Source organism: Streptomyces flavochromogenes (genome assembly GCF_000717595.1).
GTDB lineage: Bacteria > Actinomycetota > Actinomycetes > Streptomycetales > Streptomycetaceae > Streptomyces > Streptomyces flavochromogenes.
Genome location: NZ_JNZO01000030.1, coordinates 1 through 16982, shown reverse-complemented (window position 1 = coordinate 16982; position 16982 = coordinate 1). Strand labels below are relative to the sequence as shown.

Sequence of the window (16982 nt, the reverse complement as noted above, 5' to 3'; positions counted from 1 at the left end):
CGAGGCTGGGGGCCAGGAGGTGTATGCCGATGGGCATCGAGGAGTACGGAGGCGGCCAGGGGTCGCACCCCGACGTACTGGTCGTGACGACGAACGACGTGCCGGGCTTCGAGGTCCGGCAGGTCATCGGTGAGGTCTTCGGGCTCACCGTCCGCTCCCGACATCTGGGCAGCCAGATCGGCGCGGGCCTCAAGTCGATGGTCGGAGGCGAGCTGAAGGGTCTGACGAAGACCCTCGTGCAGACCCGGAACCAGGCCATGGAACGCCTGGTGGAGCAGGCCCGGGCGCGCGGCGCGAACGCCGTGCTGATGTTCCGCTTCGACGTCACGGACGCGGCGGACGTGGGCACGGAGGTGTGCGCGTACGGCACGGCGGTGGTGATCGCACAGCAGGCCTGAAGGCTGCGGGGGCCCTCGGGCCGCGCCTGAGGCTGCGGCGGGGCCCTCGGGCCGCGCCGGACGTGCGGCGGGGGCCCTCGGGCGGGACCCCGGGCCCGGCCCGGGGAGGCCGATGCCCCAGAGGCCCGGCCCGAGCAGCCCGAGCCCCAGAGGCCCGGCCCGAGGACTCCGAGGTCCCTGCCGAGGGGCCCGGGGTCAGCTTGCGGGGCAGCCCCCGGGTGTCGTGTGTTCGCCCGGATGGCGGCGTGGAGGTCCTCCGGCAGGCCCTCGTGGATCGAGGCGTAGAAGGCGTGGAAGTTCTCGTCGGCGAGATACGTCCCGGCGAGACCCACAGGGGCCTTCGGGTGGCACTCGAAGAACCAGGTGGTGATGTGGCGGCGATGGGCCTCGGCGAGGTCCATCGCCTCCTCGGACCCGGGGGCCAGGCGCTCGTCCACGAGGTCGGCGCAGGCGGCGCCCCAGACTCCCACCTCGTCCTTCATCCCCTGCCGGTCCCCGCGTACCGCTCTGGGATCCGCCCGGTCAGCAGCGCGTGCTGCCGACACTTGGAGAGAGCACCCGACCGCGTCGTAGTGGTGCAGGGTGCGCACCGTGACCCCGGCGAAGCCGGATACCCGTCCTACCGAGCAGCCCATCGGCCGTCCGCCTCCTTCTCCGTCGGTACGCGTGTCGGCCTCGGACCTGACGCGACGTGAGGTGCAAGTCCGTTCGACCCGAATTTCGGGGAGGTTATGCGGCATTTGCTCACTTATGGTGGGGCGGTGACCACCGATCACGTTCCGCCCGGCCCCTCGCCCTCCGCCGACAAGACCCCTTTGCAGGTCCTGCTGCCGCAAGTGCTGCCCGCCCTCGTCATCGGGGTGGCGGCGAGCCTGCTGTACCTGGGCATCAGCGCCCTCGCCGAGGAGTTCGAGCACGTGCTCTGGGACGACCTGCCCGACGCCCTCGGCATCGGCGGCCACTCCTCCCTCTGGATCATCATCATGCTCACGGCGACCGGCATCGCCGTGGGACTCGTCGTCTGGAAGGTGCCCGGCCACGCCGGCCCCGACCCGGCGTCCATGGGCCTCGGCGGGGTGCCGCTCGCCCTCGTCGTCGTACCGGGGCTCCTCCTCGCGAGCATGCTCGCGCTCGCCGGCGGTGTCAGCCTCGGCCCCGAGAACCCGATCATCGCGAGCAACATCGCCCTCACCTACTGGCTCGGCCGCAGGGTGGCGCCTACGGTTCCGGGCGCCGCCTGGGTCGCCCTCGCCTCGTCCGCCACCATCGGCGCCCTCTTCGGCACCCCGGTGGCCGCCGCCCTGGTCATCTCCGAGGCCCTCGTCGGCCAGCCGGGACGCGGCTCCCTCTGGGATCGGCTCTTCGCCCCGCTCGTCGCCGCCGGCGCCGGCGCCATGACCACCCAGCTGCTCGCCGATCCCAGCTTCGACATGGGCCTCCCGCCGCTCACCGACCCGGGCTGGGCCGACCTGCTCGCCGCCCTGGTGATCGCCTCCGCCGCGGCCGTCTTCGGCCTCGCGTCCTGCTACCTCTTCCCCTACGTCCACGCCGCCTTCCGGCGGCTGCGCCACCCCATGGTGATGCTGCCCCTCGGCGGTCTCGCCCTCGGCCTCCTGGGCGCCCTCGGTGGGCCCCTGACCCTCTTCAAGGGCCTGGACCAGACCAGGGAACTGACCTCCTCGGTCGGCAGCTGGTCCTCCGGCGAACTCGCCAAACTGGCCGCGGTCAAACTCGTGGCCCTCCTCGTCGCCGCATCCTGCGGCTTCCGGGGCGGCCGGATCTTTCCCGCCGTCTTCATCGGGGCCGCCTTCGGGCTGTTCGCCCAGGCCCTCGTCCCCGAAGTCCATCCGGCGGTCGCCGTCTCCTCCGCCGTCCTCGGCGTCCTGCTCGCCACCACCCGGCAGGGCTGGATCAGCCTCTTCACCGGCGCCGTCCTCGCCTCCTCGCCCGCGATGCTCGCCCTGCTCTGCCTTGCCTCCCTGCCCGCCTGGCTGATCGTCACCGGCCGCCCCCAGCTCGAACTCGACCATCAGGGCCGTGCCCTGCACTGACCCCCTTCCCACCGGACAGAAGGAGTCCCCCATGCCGCTGCACAAGGGTTCCCCCTCCTCTCCCGCCCAGCCCGAACGCCGGCTCGCCCTCAACCCCTTCTTCGGCGAGGCCAACCCGGTCGGCGGCATGACCGAGGCGCCGCCCCACCACCAGTTGCCCGAAGGCCCGCTGCCCCCGTCGAGCGCCTACCAGCTCGTCCACGACGAGCTGATGCTCGACGGCAACTCCCGGCTCAACCTCGCCACCTTCGTCACCACCTGGATGGAACCCCAGGCCGGCGTCCTCATGGCCGAGTGCCGCGACAAGAACATGATCGACAAGGACGAGTACCCGCGCACCGCCGAACTGGAGCGCCGCTGCGTCGCCATGCTCGCCCAGCTGTGGCACGCCCCCGACCCGGCCACGGCCGTCGGCTGCTCCACCACCGGGTCCAGCGAGGCCTGCATGCTCGCCGGCATGGCCCTCAAGCGGCGCTGGGCCAAACGGAACGCCGACCGCTACCCCGGCAGCGCCCGCCCCAACCTGGTCATGGGCGTCAACGTCCAGGTCTGCTGGGACAAGTTCTGCAACTTCTGGGAGGTCGAGCCCCGCCTCGTCCCCATGGAGGGCGACCGCTTCCACCTCGACGCCGAGACCGCCGCCGCCCTCTGCGACGAGAACACCATCGGGGTCGTCGCCGTCCTCGGCTCGACCTTCGACGGCTCCTACGAGCCCGTCGCCGAGATCTGCGCCGCTCTGGACGCCCTCCAGGAACGCACCGGCCTCGACATCCCCGTCCACGTGGACGGGGCCTCCGGTGCCATGATCGCCCCCTTCCTCGACGAGGACCTGGTCTGGGACTTCCGGCTCCCCCGGGTCTCCTCCATCAACACCTCCGGTCACAAGTACGGCCTGGTCTACCCGGGCGTCGGCTGGGCCCTGTGGCGCTCCCCCGAAGAACTCCCCGAGGAGCTCGTCTTCCGCGTCAACTACCTGGGCGGCGACATGCCCACCTTCGCCCTCAACTTCTCCCGTCCGGGAGCCCAGGTCGTCGCGCAGTACTACACCTTCCTCAGGCTCGGCCGGGAGGGCTACCGGGTGGTGCAGCAGACCTCCCGCGACATCGCGCGCGGCCTCGCCGAACGGATCGAGGCCATGGGCGACTTCCGGCTTCTCACCCGTGGCAACCAGCTACCCGTCTTCGCCTTCACCACCGCTCCCGACGTCACCTCCTTCGACGTCTTCGACGTCTCCCGGCGCCTCCGCGAACAGGGCTGGCTGGTCCCGGCCTACACCTTCCCCGCCAACCGCGAGGACCTGTCCGTGCTGCGCGTGGTCTGCCGCAACGGCTTCTCCGCCGACCTGGCCACGCTCTTCATCGAGGACCTGATCCGGCTCCTGCCCGAACTTCGGCGCCAGCCGCACCCGTTCACCGACGACCGCAGCAGCGCGACCTCCTTCCACCACTAGGGACGCGCCCGGCCGGCCCACGCTGAGCAGGGTGGTCCGGCCGTGGTCCGGCCGTCCCCCTTCCCCGTCAACCGCCCGCGGGGTCCTCGCAGGCCAGCTGGAACTCCGACCACCGCACCCCGTCCGCGCTCAGCGCGTACCGGCAGCGGGACCCCTCGCGCAGCAGCCCGAGCGGGGTGCGGCGGGTGTGGTGCGTGCCGTCGTCGAGCCGGACGAACGTACGGCCGCCGTCCACGCTGCCGTACCCCGAGAGCTCCGCGCCGATCTCCACCCGGCCGCCGGGCCCCGGGACCGGCAGGCCGAGCAGCGTGCGGGGCTGTTCGCTCGGCCCCGTCGTCCACATCCGCTGCCACGTCCTCCCTCCGTCCACCGAACGGTGCAACGCCCGCAGCGGGTTCTTGACCGGCTCACCGCCCGCCAGTTCCCCCATCTCCGCCGCGTACACCGCGTCCCTGCCGACCGCCACCGCCGTGTGCCACCCGGGGCTCGCGACGGGACTCGGCAGCCGGCTGACCGTCCAGCCACGACCCCCGTCCCGGGAAACGGCGACCGCCGCCCGCCCCGACAGCGGGTCCGTGCCCGAGACCCACCAGGACCCGTCGGGCTCCGGCTGCTCCTGCGGGCGGGGATGCGCCCCCAGAAGCGGCACCCGGGCCAGCGCCCGGCGCCGCCCGTCCTGCGGCGAGATCACCACGAGACGCTGCCGCTCGCAGTCGTCCGGCAGGGCCCCGGGAGGCACGGCGCAGTCGGTGCCTAGCACCGCCCCCTCGGGTATCTCCTGGGTCGTCCCGACCGTGCGCCGGTCGCCCGCCCGCCAGTTGCGCCCGCCGTCCTCGGTGAACCACGTCCGCGAGCCCGGCTCGGCGCCGCCCTCCTCGACGAGCGCCCGGCCGGGGCCGAGGGGCACCAGGTTCGCCGAAACGCCGTCCGTCCCCGACACCCTCGGCAGCGGGGACCGCCGGAGCACCCATTCCTTCGCCCCGGCGTCCCGCACGGCCACGTGCTGCCTGCAGAAGCCGTTCTCCGGGGCGGCCGGGTCACTCACGCACGAGGCGAGCAGCGCGAACCCGCTGCCGTCCCGCGCGAAGCCCGGACTGTGCGCCCAGCCGGGCAGCGCCGGAGCCGACGGAATCCGGGGCGGTGCCCCGAACAGCCCCGGATCCGGACGCGTCACCGGCCCCTTGCCGACCGGACCCGAAGCACCGGGCCCCCCGGAAGCACCCGGAGTCCCCGAGGTTCCCGGGCTCCCCGAACCGCCCTGCTCCACAGCCGACCTCGGCCCCGTACACCCGCTCAACACCACCAACACCAGCGCCACGACGGCGCCCGCCACTCCTCCCACGAGCCTGCGCATCGCACGTCCCCCTGTCCTCCCTCGGGCGGTCCGCGGTGAACCGCTGCTTTCAATACACCGCTCACCGCCCTCGGGTTCCCCTCTCCGCGCCGCCTCTTGCCGGCTACTTCCCGAGCCGCCCGAACTTCCTTACCGCCAGCGGGAAGAAGACCGCGAGCAGTACCAGCGGCCACACCACCGCCGCCCAGACGTGCCCGGGCTCGCCGCCCGGATTGCCGAAGAGGTCACGGACCGCCGTCGCGGTCGCCGACATCGGGTTCCACTCCACGAACGTGCCGAGCCAGCCCGGCATCGAGTCCGGCGAGGCGAAGGCGTTGGAGAGGAAGCCGATCGGCCAGACCAGGATCTGCACTGCCTGCACCAGCTCGGCCCGCCCCGCGACCAGTGCGAGGAAGATCCCGATCCACAGCATCGCGAACCGCAGCAGGAGCAGCAGCCCCAGCGCCCCCAGAGCGTTCCCCGGACCGCCGTCGGCCCGCCAGCCGATCGCGTACCCGACGCCGACCATCACGAGCAGCCCCACCGCCGACTGGAGCATGTCGGCGGCCGCCCGCCCCACGAGCACCGCGCCGTCGGTCATCGGCATCGCCCGGAACCGGTCGATCACGCCCTTGTTCAGGTCCTGCGTCACCGCCGTCATGGTGCCTTCGAGCCCGAACACCATGGTCAGCGTGAGCATCCCGGGCACCAGGAAGTCGACGTAGTCGCCGTCGACACTCCGGCCGCCGCCGACCAGATAGCCGAACATCAGCAGCATCATCACCGGGAACACGAGCCCGACCAGGACCTGCACCGGCTGCCGCGCCCAGTGCGCGAGCTCCCGGCGGGTCATCGTCCAGCAGTCGCTCACCACGTACGCCGCACTCATGCCGCCACCTCCCTCTCCTGACGCGCATCCGTGTCCGACCCGTCCGACCCGTCCGACCCGTCCGAGGCGCCCGCCCCGTCCGACGCCGCCGTCAGATGCAGGAAGACCTCGTCCAGCGTCGGGCGCCGCAGGGCGATGTCCTCCGCGTCGATCCCGGCCGCCGCCAGCACCCGTACGGTCTCGGTGAGCGAGGCCATCCGGTCCGCCACCGGGGCGCTGAGCAGCCGCCGGTCCGCGTCCACGCTCACCTCGGCCCGCGGCACGGGCAGCAGCCCGGCCGCCTCGTCGAGCCGCGCCCCGTCCCGTACGACCACGTGGATGCGGTCCACGCCGACCCGCGCCTTGAGCTCGTCGGCCGTGCCGTCGGCCACGACCCGCCCTTGGTCCACGACCGAGATCCGGTCGGCGAGCTGGTCGGCCTCCTCCAGGTACTGCGTGGTCAGCAGCACCGTGGTGCCCCCGCCGACGAGCGAGCGCACCGACTCCCAGACCTCGCCACGCCCGCGTGGGTCGAGTCCCGTCGTCGGCTCGTCGAGGAAGAGCACCTCGGGTTCCGTGATCAGCGAGGCAGCCAGGTCGAGCCGCCGCCGCATGCCGCCGCTGTACTGCTTGACCGGCTTGCGGCCGGTGTCGGCGAGACCGAAGCGCTCCAGGAGCTCGTCGGCCCGCGTGCCCGCGCGTCGCGCGCCCAGGTGGTGGAGCCGGCCGAACATCTCCAGGTTCTGCCGACCGCCCAGCTCCTCGTCGAGGGCCGCGTGCTGCCCGAGCAGCCCGATCCGCCGCCGTACCTCCCGGGCCTCGGTCCTCACGTCGTGCCCCGCCACCCGCACCAGGCCCTCGTCGTGGCGGAGCAGGGTGGCCAGGATCCGTACGGTCGTCGTCTTGCCCGCGCCGTTGGGGCCGAGCAGGCCGTGGACCGTGCCGCGCCGGACCGTGAGGTCGAGGCCGGCCAGGGCGTCCTTCTCCCCGTACCGCTTGCGCGCGCCCTCCACAAGGATCGCGTCCCCAGTCGTCGCCATGCCGATTTCCTCCGGAATTCGTCGTAGTCAAATTTGACCAGTCGCCACCGACGGAGCAAGGTATGCCCATCGCGGGGGTTAGTCAAACTTGATCAGCCTGTCGGGGGCGGCAGTGCTCGATCAGGTGGCGAAGGGGTTCTCCTCACCCTCCGCGAGCACGCCCACGAAGGGTTCGCCCTCGCCCGCGAACACATACGCCCCGCCCTCGATCCGCTCGATCAGGCCGAGCGTCCACTCCTTGCCGGCGTCCGCCGAGTGGACCCACATGTGCATGATCTCGCCGATGTGCCCGAGCTGACCGGGGCCGCCCTCCGGCGTGTAGTACTCCGTGACCGCGGTCCGCCACTCGTCGAGCGCCCGCACCCGCTGCCGCAGCAGCTCCGCGGCCTCCTCGCGGGGCAGGTCCACGATGAAGCCGATGCCCGCCGACAGGACGTCCATCTTCTGGTCGTACGTGGTCAGCGCCTCACGCAGCAGGGCGAAGTACTCCTCAAGGCCGCTTTCCGTCAGCTCGTACTCGACGCGCGGCGGCCCGCCCACCGCGCTCGGCGCCACCTCGTGCGCGCGCAGCAGTCCCTGCTTCGCCATCTGCTTCAGCGCGTGGTAGATCGAGCCCGGCTTGGCATGGGACCACTCGTGCGCGCCCCAGAACTCCAGGTCGTTGCGGACCTGGTAGCCGTGGGCGCGGCCGTGCTGCTTCACCGCGCCCAGGACGAGAAGACGGATCGCCGACATCCCACGTGCCTCCTAGTCAATTTTGACCAGGGTACGCGCGCGGGGTCACCCCGCCTGCTCCGCCGCGATCAGTTCGAAGGAGCCCTTGCCGTCCAGGGACTCGCGGATGACGTCCGCGTGCCCGGCGTGCCGGCCGGCCTCCTGCACCAGGTGGAGCAGCATCCAGCGGACCGAGACCCGCCCGTCCTCGGGGAACCAGGGCGCCCTGGGCAGCGGGAAGGTGTCGTCCAGGCTCGGCACCGAGCGGATGTACTCCTCGGTCTCCTTCGCCACGCCCGCCCAGAACTCCACGATCTCCGGGATCGTCTCCCCGTCCACGAGCCGGAAGCCCTCGCCCCACGTCTCCTGGGTGCGCTGCCGCTCGTTCGGCAGCTGCTGGGCCAGCCGGAGCCAGTTCAGCTCGACCTCGGCGACGTGCTTGAGCAGCCCGGAGAGGCTGAGCTCGCTGGCGCTGGGTCGACTCGCCGCCTGCTCCTCGGTGAGGCCGTGGAGCGCGCGGCGGATCGCGGCGCGCTGGGCCTCGACGAAATTGAGGAGCGCGCCGCGCTCGTCGCCGTGAGCCTCCGTGGGAACCAGAGCCACCATGATGTCCGCCTTCCGTACGCCTACGCCGATGGGTGCCGGGGGAGGCTCGGCGCCCCTTTCCCGACACCCCTCACGTTACGAACCCTTGCGGACAAGTACTGTCCGCAAGGAGAAATCAGCGGGCCCGGACCCGGGAATCAGAAGGGGAAACGGCTGCGGCCGTGCTGGATCGAGATCCACTTCTGGGTGGTGAAGCTCTCCACCATCGCCTCACCGTTGAGCCGCCCGACGCCCGAGTGCTTCTCGCCGCCGAAGGGCACGATCGGCTCGTCGTGCACGGTGCCGTCGTTGATGTGGATCATGCCGGTGTGGATGCGCTTGGCGACCCGTACCCCCCGCTCGACGTTCCCCGTGTGGACGGCGCCGCTGAGCCCGTACGGCGTGTCGTTGGCGATCCGTACGGCCTCCTCCTCGCCGTCGAACGGGACGATCAGGGCGACCGGGCCGAAGATCTCCTGACCCAGGATCGGGGCGTCCGGGGCGAAGCCGGTGAGGACGGACGGGGAGACGAGGTTGCCGTCGACCGCGCCGTGCAGGAGTGCCGTGGCGCCGGCCTCGACCGTCTGGTCGACGAGCGAGGAGACGGCCTCCGCCTGCTGGGAGTTGATGAGCGGACCGATGTGGGTGGCGGGGTCGGCGGGGTCGCCGACGCGCAGGGTCTTCACCTTCGCCACGAACTTCTCGGTGAACTCCTCCTCCAGCGTCCGGTCCACCAGGATCCGGTTGGCGGCCATGCAGACCTGACCCTGGTGCACGAAACGGCTGAAGACGGCCGCGTCGACCGCGTAGTCCACATCGGCGTCGTCGAGCACGATCAGGGCGCTGTTGCCGCCGAGTTCGAGGACGGCGTGCTTGAAGTTCTGGGCGCAGACCGTGGCGACGTGGCGGCCGACCTTGTCGGAGCCGGTGAAGGAGATGACCTTCGGGACGGGGTGGGTCAGGAGCGCGTCGCCGATCTCGGCGATGTCGGTGACGACGACGTTCAGCAGACCGGCCGGCAGGCCGGCCTCCTCCAGGACCTTGGCGACGAGGGTGCCGCCGCAGATCGGGGTGTTCTGGTGCGGCTTGAGGACGACGGCGTTGCCGAGGGCCAGCGCGGGCGCGACCGACTTGATCGACAGGAGGAAGGGGAAGTTGAAGGGGGAGATGACACCGACGACGCCGACCGGGACGCGGTAGACGCGGTTCTCCTTGCCGTCGACCGGGGACGGCAGGATGCGCCCCTCGGGGCGCAGCGCCAGCTGTACCGCCTCGCGCAGGAACTCCTTGGCGAGGTGCAGCTCGAAGGCCGCCTTGAGGCGCGTGCCGCCGAGCTCGGCGACGATCGTCTCGGCGATCTCCTCCTCGCGGTCCTCGACGATCCGCAGCGCACGTTCGAAGACGAGCCGGCGGGTGTACGGGTTGGTCTCGGCCCACTCGGCCTGGGCGCGCTCAGCGGCGCGGTAGGCGCGGTCGACCTCGGCGGCGGTGGCGACCGTGATCGACGCGAGCTTCTCCCCCGTGTACGGGTTGAAGTCGATGATGTCCCACGAGCCGCTGCCGGGCTTCCACTCGCCGTCGATGTACTGGTGGGCCAGGTCGGTGAAGTGCGACATGGATCGAGACCCCTCTACCCGCTCTACTTCCGCACGGATGACAGAAGTGACGTCGGAACTGATGTCACGTCATCGTACTGATGTGTCAGGTGAGTTGGAGGAGTCCCCGCAGAAGATCACGGCTTTCGGCCGGATCCGGGCCTTCCTTCTGCAGCCGCTCCATCACGCGCTGGTACTGGGCGACCTCCTCGCGCTTGTCGAGGTAGAGGGCGCTGGTGAGTTGCTCCAGGTAGACGATGTCGGAGAGGTCGGACTCGGGGAAGCTCAGCATCGTGAAGGCGCCGCTCTCGCCGGCGTGGCCGCCGAAGCTGAAGGGCATGATCTGGAGCGTGACGCCCGGGTGCTCGGAGACCTCGATCAGATGCCTCAACTGGCCCCGCATGACGGACCGGTCGCCGTAGGGGCGGCGCAGCGCGGCCTCGTCGAGGACGGCGTGGAACTGCGGGGCGCGCTCGGAGACGAGGACCTTCTGCCGTTCGAGGCGGAGCGCGACGCGGCGGTCGATCTCGGCGGCGGGGGCGCCGGGCATGCCGCGGGTGACGACGGCCTGGGCGTACGCCTCGGTCTGCAACAGGCCGTGGACGAACTGCACTTCGTAGACGCGGATGAGGGAGGCGGCGCCTTCCAGGCCGATGTACGTCTGGAACCAGCCCGGCAGGACGTCGCCGAAGCTGTGCCACCAGCCGGCGACGTTGGCCTCTCGGGCGAGCCCGAGGAGCGAGCCGCGCTCGGCCTCGTCCCCGACTCCGTACAGCGTGAGGAGGTCCTCGACGTCCCTGGCCTTGAAGCTCACCCGTCCCAACTCCATACGGCTGATCTTTGATTCGGACGCACGGATCGAGTAACCGGCCGCCTCGCGGGTGATCCCGCGCGACTCGCGCAACCGCCTCAGCTGTGAGCCCAGCAGGATGCGCCGCACCACACTCCCGCTCGCTCCGCCCGATTCGCCTGCGGTCACGGCTCCCAGCCTCCCCTTTACGGTGTCGAGCCCCCGTCGAGCCCCGGATTCTGCCACCAAACGCTTCAGCGCGTACACATTCGATTACGGAAAGACGGCGAGTTCCGGGCAGTCGCGGAAAGTTCGCCTCCAGCGGCGGACGACTTATGCACAGATTACGCACGGGGACGGACAGGTCCGGCGCGTGCACGTGCATCTGCCCTTGCATCCAGTGGTCGCATTCGGAACCATGGACCCCGCGCAGCCGCGTACTCGTTCGTGTTGTCGTGTTGTCGCACCACAGTCGCGATTCCCGGGAGTGCCTCGCATGGGGACGAATGGATCGACCGTGCTCGAGCCGTTACGGCAGGGCCTTCCGCCGATCGATCCCGGCGCCGTCTCCACCTCCGCCTCGTGCGCGCTGCCCGCGCGGTACGAAGCCGTGCGCGGAGCACGGAAGTTCACCAGTGCGACGCTCGACCGCTGGGAGCTGACCGAGCGCTTCGACGACGTGGCCCTGGTCGTCTCCGAGCTCGTCACCAACGCGCTGCGCCATGCGGTGCCCGCCGACGCGCCCCAGGAAGAAGGCCAGAACCCACCGGTTCGCCTGCATTTGATGCGCTGGTCCTCGCGCCTGGTGTGCGCCGTGCGCGACCCCAGCCGGGAGAGCCCGGAGGCACGGGGCGGCGAGGAGGACTTCGCCGCGGAGTCGGGACGCGGACTGTTCCTGGTGGACTCGTTCAGCGACAGCTGGGGGTGGCACCCGCTCGCCGGCACACTGCGGGGCAAGGTGGTGTGGGCGCTGTTCCGGATCGGTCCGGAGTAGCCGCGCCGCGCACCGTACAGACGCATGAAGGGCCCCGGCCGCATCCGCCGGGGCCCTTCTTCGTACGTCCGCCGCATGCCCGCGGTCCGCGCACCCTCGTCGACGCGGCCCACGCATCCGCGTGGCGCTCACACCAAGTGGTCGAACTCGCCGTCCTTGACGCCGAGGAGGAGCGCCTCTATCTCCGCGGGCGTGTAGACGAGGGCGGGGCCTTCGGGGTGGCGCGAGTTGCGGACGGCAACGTTTCCCCCCGGCAGTTTGGCGAACTCCACGCAGGACCCCTGGGAGTTGCTGTGCCTGCTCTTCTGCCACACGACGCCTCGCAGCTCCGCGGCCGCCATGCCGTTGTACGCGCGATGCGCATGATGCACTGGTAGCTCCCCGAGTTGCTTGGTGCAGGTGTCAACTTCCTCGGATCATAGCTGTGTTCATATGCCCATGCATGAGCAGATGCACGTGCACGGGGGGTGGCGTAGCGGCTACGCGACAGAGCGTGCTACCAGCGAGTACAGCGCCCCCGCCACCCTCACCCTACGGGTCCCGATCTTCGATCGGCGGCCCCGGAGGACACCGTCCCCGCTCACGAGGGATAGCCCCTCGGGATCAGAGGCAGCTCCGAGAGGAGTCTCCCCGCCCGGTCGTAGAGCGCCGTGCCGACCTCACCCATTCCCGGCCCGGTGTGCACGTACCAGACGCCCCAGCCCGGGTTGCCCGGCAGTTCGAGCAGGGTGGCGACGACCTTGCGACCCTCCGCGTTCCTCAGCTCGACGCGGCCCGCCGCGCGGGTCCCGGTGTAGAGCCCCGAGTGGAAGGCCCCCTTCGGGTTCCCCTCGCTCTGATGACTGACGCCCGGCGCCCTCACGTCGATGTTGCCGTCGGTGACGCTGCGGACGTTCTCGTACCCGTCCGGCCCGGCCCAGTGCTTGCCCTCCGCCGTCAGCCAGACCTTCCAGCCCTTCCCGGCGTTCACCCGCTCGCCCGAGTCCACGACCCTGACCGGGGTCGGGTCCGGCGGCGCCTCGCTCGCGCGTACGGGCGGCGCCGAGGTCGGGACGACGGGCGGCGGAACGGCGACGGGGGCCGGTCCCGAGGCCGGCGGGGACGGGCGTACGGGAGTCAGGGCGACGACGACGGCCACCACGACCGTCGCGGCCGCGAGCACCGAGAGCGCCGACAGCGCGGTCGTACGACGACGCCGGTGCGCCCGGCCCGCCCGCCGGACGGCTTCCAGCGGGAGCGGGCCCGGAGTGACGTCGGAGGCGGCCCGCGCGAACACCGCGCGCAGGTCGGACTCGGGACGGGACCCGGCACCGCGGTGCGGACGGCGATCGGGGTCGGGTTGCGGATCGGGCTGGGGATCGGGGGGTGTCGTCGGCCGTGCGGGGGTCATCGTCGGGCTCCGGTAGGGGCGGGGAGAGGCGGGGCGGGGACGGTGACGAGCCCCGGATGGGCGCGCAGCGCGGCCAGACCGCGTCGGGCGTGGGTCTTGACCGTGCCGATCGAGCAGTTGAGCACGCTCGCGATCTCCAGCTCGGTCAGATCCTCCCAGTAGCGGAGCACCATGACCGCACGTTGACGGGCGGTCAGATCCGCTAAGGCGGCCAGGAGCGCGGTGCGTTGTTCGACCGCCTCCGCATGACCCGCGGAGGTGTGGCGCAGCGACTCCGGCAGGACCGGCGTCAGGAGATGGACGACGCGCTTCCGACGGATGCGGCTGAGGTTGTTGTTGATCAGCGCCCGGCGCACATAGAGGTCGATCTCCCCGCGCGGAACCCGCCGCCACCGCGCGTACACCTTGGCGAGCGTCGTCTGCACCAGGTCCTCGGCCTCGTGGAAGTCCCCGGTCAGGAGCTGCGCCGTACGCACCAGACGCGGCCAGGCGGCGACGGCGAACTCGGTGAAGCCGTCGTCCTCGGAGGGCCCGGTCGTCCTGACGGTCCTGACGGTCCCGGTCGTGCCGACGGCTCCGGTCGTCCCGGTGGCCCCGGTGGACGCCCTGACCTCGGCGACCTCGGTGACGGACTCGTGCGGCACGGTGTCGGACCTCGCGTTCGGTCGGTGGATCGATGGTGCCGTGGAGAGCGGCGGGGCCCGCCCCGTGCCGGGCCCCGCCACGTTTCTGCCACGGGTCAGCCGCGGCCGGCCGGGAAGTCGAAGCCCGGAAGCTCGGCCAGAAGCCTGCCCGTGCGGTCGTAGAGGGTGACGCCGAGGCTGCTGCCGCCGTTCCCGTCCGCCGGCCCGGTGTGGGCGTACCAGACACCCCAGTCGGGGCGGCCGGGCAGGGCGATGAGGGTGGCGACGGTCTTGTGGCCCTCGGTGTCGCTCAGTTCGACACGCCCGGCCTTGCGGGTCCCGTAGTAGAGGCCGGAGTGGAAGACGCCCGTCCCGTCGCCCTCGCTCTGGTGGCTCACGCCGGGCTCGGAGCGGTCGATGTTTCCGTCGACGACACTGCGGAAGTTCTCGTAACCGTCCGGGCCCGTCCAGTGCTTGCCGTCACGGGTCAGCCACACCGTGAAGCCCCGGCCGGCGTCCACGCGCTCGCCGGGACGGACGGTACGGACCGGGTTCGGGGCGGGAACGGCGGCCTTGGCCGGGGTGACCTCGGCGGGCTCGGTCCGGGCCGCGGTGCCGGTCGCGACGGATGTGGCGGAGGTCGCGGAGATCGTGGAGATCGTGGAGGTCTCCGTGGGCGCTCCGACGGCCGACGGTGCCGCGATCGCCACGGCGGCCACGACGCCGGCGGCCGCCGGCCAGTACTTCTTCATGCGGTTGCTCCTGGATGGATGTCGGTGGAGGACCGCGTCACATCCACGCCCCTCTTCCCGTACCAACTCCTCCCGGCCGCATGCCGGATGACATGCTCGCGAAATTCGTACGGACGGCGTCCCTGCCGTGCGGGAGGAGCGGGCGGCGCTACCGCGCACGCGCCCGCGTGGAGTCCGTCAGGGCCGTCGTGACCTCGTCCAGGGCATCCAGGAGGAGGACCGCGCCCTTGTGCAGCAGGAAGTGGTCCGGTGCGTCGTCGGACCAGCCGTCGACCGTCTCGCGCAGGTCGTCCCAGTCGGGCTCCTTGCGTTCCCGTACGTCCTTGGCGCCCCGTTCCGTCGCCCGGCGAAGGGACTCCGCGAGGGTCGCCGCGGCGGGGACGGGCTCGGCGCCGCGTTCCGGCAGGTGCGCCTCCATGAGCATCGCCACCCGCCCGAACTCCGCGAGCGCGTGGTCGGCCTGTTCGGTCGCCGCGTGCGAGAGGCCCCGGTGCCGTACCGGCTCGTGCGTCGCCCTCTCCACGGCCTCCTGCCAGGCGACGCGGGCCGCCCGGGTGTCCAGGAGCGCCTCTCGTACGTCGGGGCTGGCGGGCCCGGCCGGATCGGCGTACCGCGCGGTGACGACCGCCGCGTACCGGCCGACCGACGCGATCCAGTCCGCGAGCCGGCCGCGCAGCCGAGGCGTCTCCCACGCCGGGTAGACGGCGTACGCGAGCATCGCGAGGAGCCCGCCGATCAGGGTCAGCGTCACCCGGTCCCGCACGGTCTGGGTGACCCCCACACCCTCCATTCCGAGCAGGAACACGACATACGCGGCGACGAAGACCTGGCCGGCCGCGTACCCCGAGCGCACCAGCAGGTACACCGCGAAGGCGCACAGCACCGCGAGGCCGGCCGACGGATACACGCCCGGATGGGCCGACTGGACGACCGCCGTCGCGAGGGCCACTCCGACGAGAGTGCCGCCGAAGCGGGCCACCGAGCGCGCGTACGTCTGCGAGAAGTCCGGGCGCATCACCATCACCGAGGCCATCGGCGCCCAGTAGCCGTGCCCGAGGGGGAGCACCGTGCCCAGCAGATAGCCGGCGGCCGTGACCGCCGAGACGCGGATCGCGTGGCGCAGGATCGGCGAGTCCCGGCGCAGCTCGGCGCGCGCCTTCGCGACGACGATCGGGGTCAGACGGACGAGGGTGGGCCGCTCCCGGGGCGTGGCGCCACGGCCCGAGGTCTCCGTCCTCGGCTCGGCCGTCTCCACGACGTCGCCGAGCAGCGCGACGAGCCGGAGGGCGGCCCGGCGGGACGGGCCGTGGAGGATCGCGTCGGTGTCGGGGGTGCGGAGGGCGGCGACGGCCGGTGGCGGGAGGGTGACGGGTTCGCCGTGCCGGATGGCGTGGGCGGCGGCGTCCAGGACGGAGGCCGCGGCCGCGAGCAGCTCCTGTACGCGCGCGCGTGCCGGGCCTTCCTCCGGGACGCCGACGGCCGGGTCGGCGAGGGAGGCGAGGACCGGGCGGATGCGCTCGGCGAGGCCGCGGGCCCCGTGGAGCTCCGCCGGGCGGCGACGGGCCTGGCCGGGTGTCACGGCGGCCGCGCTGCGGGCCGTCATGAGCGGCAGGGGGTCGAAGGGAGCGACCGGGTCGTGGCGGAGTCGGCGGGCGTAGTCCGCCTCCGCGGCGAGCGCGTCCGCGAGGGCGTCGCGTTGGGCGCCCCAGGGGCGGACCGGGAGGAGGACGACCAGGCCGGCCTGGACGACACCGCCCGCGAAGATCATGGCGGCATGGCCGGCGGCGGTGGCGACGGAGGTGGGGAGGGTGACGGTCACCAGCATGATCGCCACGTTGGAGGACGCGATGATGCCGGCGGTGGGGCCGGCGGCCCAGGCGAGGCCCGAGAGGAACGTCCAGAGGATCAGCAGGGCGAGGAAGAGGGCCTCGTGGGAGACCGTGAGATAGCCGACGAAGGTGGACACGGCGAGGCTGGCGCCGGAGGCGAGGGCGAGGGTGGGGCGGGGGCGCCAGGAACGCTGGAAGGTCGCGATGGCCGCCTGGAAGGCGCCGAACGCGGAGGCGGCGGCGACGGCGGGGCCGAAGACGGCGAGCGAGAAGCCCACGACGAGGGCGAGCCCGAGGGCGGCGCGGGCCGCGATGACGGGGTCGAGCCGCCGCCGCTCGACGGTGAGCCCGGAGCGGGCGGTCTCCTTCAGCGCCCGGAGCCAGCTCATGCCCCGAGCGTATCCGCGATCACCTCAGAACAGGACTTTTCACCCACTCCGCCCTTCCCGAGACCCCGGCTCTCCCGACCCCGCCCCGCCTCTGCCCGAGACCCCGGCTCTCCCGAACCCCGGCTCTCCCGAACCCGCCCCCCTCTGCCCGAGACCCCGCCCGCTCAGCCCTGCCCTCGCC

General features: G+C 72.1%; 16 protein-coding genes and 1 pseudogene. 4 read left to right on the top strand and 13 right to left on the bottom strand.

All coding sequences use genetic code 11. The features are described 5' to 3' along the window. Positions 1-29 precede the first annotated feature (29 nt). A complete protein-coding gene (locus IF00_RS0131980; protein WP_030324120.1) occupies positions 30-398 on the top strand; it encodes a YbjQ family protein in 369 nt (122 codons plus the stop codon). Between the two features lie 239 nt (positions 399-637). Here IF00_RS0131980 and IF00_RS47215 read toward each other — a convergent pair. After that, a pseudogene (locus tag IF00_RS47215) lies at positions 638-880 on the bottom strand (TipAS antibiotic-recognition domain-containing protein); the annotation flags it as partial. 279 nt (positions 881-1159) lie between these two features. On the opposite strand from IF00_RS47215, the gene IF00_RS0131975 reads away from it, so the two are divergent. Both IF00_RS0131975 and gad read left to right on the top strand, forming a co-directional pair. Further along, positions 1160-2449, top strand: coding sequence for an ion channel protein (locus IF00_RS0131975; protein WP_030324118.1), 1290 nt, complete (start codon positions 1160-1162; stop codon positions 2447-2449). A 31-nt stretch (positions 2450-2480) separates the two neighbouring features. Continuing rightward, complete coding sequence (gad, locus tag IF00_RS0131970) at positions 2481-3899, top strand: glutamate decarboxylase (RefSeq protein WP_030324117.1); 1419 nt, start codon at positions 2481-2483, stop codon at positions 3897-3899. A 67-nt stretch (positions 3900-3966) separates the two neighbouring features. Here gad and IF00_RS0131965 read toward each other — a convergent pair whose 3' ends face one another. The 7 genes from IF00_RS0131965 to IF00_RS0131935 form a co-directional block, all read right to left on the bottom strand. Beyond that, on the bottom strand, positions 3967-5073 hold the full coding sequence (locus tag IF00_RS0131965) for a WD40/YVTN/BNR-like repeat-containing protein (RefSeq protein WP_245234690.1): 1107 nt from the start codon (positions 5071-5073) through the stop codon (positions 3967-3969). A 283-nt stretch (positions 5074-5356) separates the two neighbouring features. Continuing rightward, on the bottom strand, positions 5357-6121 hold the full coding sequence (locus IF00_RS0131960) for an ABC transporter permease (protein WP_030324115.1): 765 nt from the start codon (positions 6119-6121) through the stop codon (positions 5357-5359). After that, positions 6118-7140, bottom strand: coding sequence for an ATP-binding cassette domain-containing protein (locus tag IF00_RS0131955; RefSeq protein ID WP_078944926.1), 1023 nt, complete (start codon positions 7138-7140; stop codon positions 6118-6120). The genes IF00_RS0131960 and IF00_RS0131955 overlap by 4 nt, the downstream gene beginning before the upstream one ends. A gap of 120 nt (positions 7141-7260) precedes the next feature. Then, positions 7261-7875: a PadR family transcriptional regulator gene (locus IF00_RS0131950; protein WP_030324113.1), complete on the bottom strand. Its 615-nt coding sequence runs from the start codon at positions 7873-7875 to the stop codon at positions 7261-7263. Between the two features lie 45 nt (positions 7876-7920). Further along, positions 7921-8460 (bottom strand): DinB family protein, encoded by a 540-nt coding sequence (locus IF00_RS0131945; protein WP_030324111.1) that lies wholly within the window; start codon positions 8458-8460, stop codon positions 7921-7923. 137 nt (positions 8461-8597) lie between these two features. After that, positions 8598-10055, bottom strand: a complete 1458-nt coding sequence (locus tag IF00_RS0131940; RefSeq protein ID WP_030324109.1) for an aldehyde dehydrogenase family protein — start codon at positions 10053-10055, stop codon at positions 8598-8600. Between the two features lie 85 nt (positions 10056-10140). Next, on the bottom strand, positions 10141-11013 hold the full coding sequence (locus IF00_RS0131935) for a helix-turn-helix domain-containing protein (protein WP_030324108.1): 873 nt from the start codon (positions 11011-11013) through the stop codon (positions 10141-10143). A gap of 307 nt (positions 11014-11320) precedes the next feature. On the opposite strand from IF00_RS0131935, the gene IF00_RS0131930 reads away from it, so the two are divergent. Next, entirely contained in the window at positions 11321-11818 is a 498-nt protein-coding gene (locus tag IF00_RS0131930) for an ATP-binding protein (protein ID WP_030324106.1), read from the top strand. 128 nt (positions 11819-11946) lie between these two features. Here IF00_RS0131930 and IF00_RS0131925 read toward each other — a convergent pair whose 3' ends face one another. The 5 genes from IF00_RS0131925 to IF00_RS0131905 all read right to left on the bottom strand — a co-directional run bounded on the left by IF00_RS0131925 (position 11947) and on the right by IF00_RS0131905 (position 16801). Beyond that, complete coding sequence (locus IF00_RS0131925; RefSeq protein WP_030324103.1) at positions 11947-12159, bottom strand: DUF397 domain-containing protein; 213 nt, start codon at positions 12157-12159, stop codon at positions 11947-11949. A gap of 239 nt (positions 12160-12398) precedes the next feature. Next, on the bottom strand, positions 12399-13208 hold the full coding sequence (locus tag IF00_RS42910) for a hypothetical protein (RefSeq protein ID WP_051820717.1): 810 nt from the start codon (positions 13206-13208) through the stop codon (positions 12399-12401). Further along, positions 13205-13687, bottom strand: a complete 483-nt coding sequence (locus IF00_RS0131915) for a SigE family RNA polymerase sigma factor (RefSeq protein ID WP_051820721.1) — start codon at positions 13685-13687, stop codon at positions 13205-13207. Before IF00_RS0131915 ends, IF00_RS42910 begins: the two co-directional genes overlap by 4 nt. A 260-nt stretch (positions 13688-13947) precedes the next feature. Beyond that, entirely contained in the window at positions 13948-14583 is a 636-nt protein-coding gene (locus IF00_RS46520) for a lipase chaperone (protein WP_030324098.1), read from the bottom strand. Between the two features lie 148 nt (positions 14584-14731). Beyond that, a complete protein-coding gene (locus IF00_RS0131905) occupies positions 14732-16801 on the bottom strand; it encodes an FUSC family protein (RefSeq protein WP_030324096.1) in 2070 nt (689 codons plus the stop codon). Positions 16802-16982: the final 181 nt, after the last annotated feature.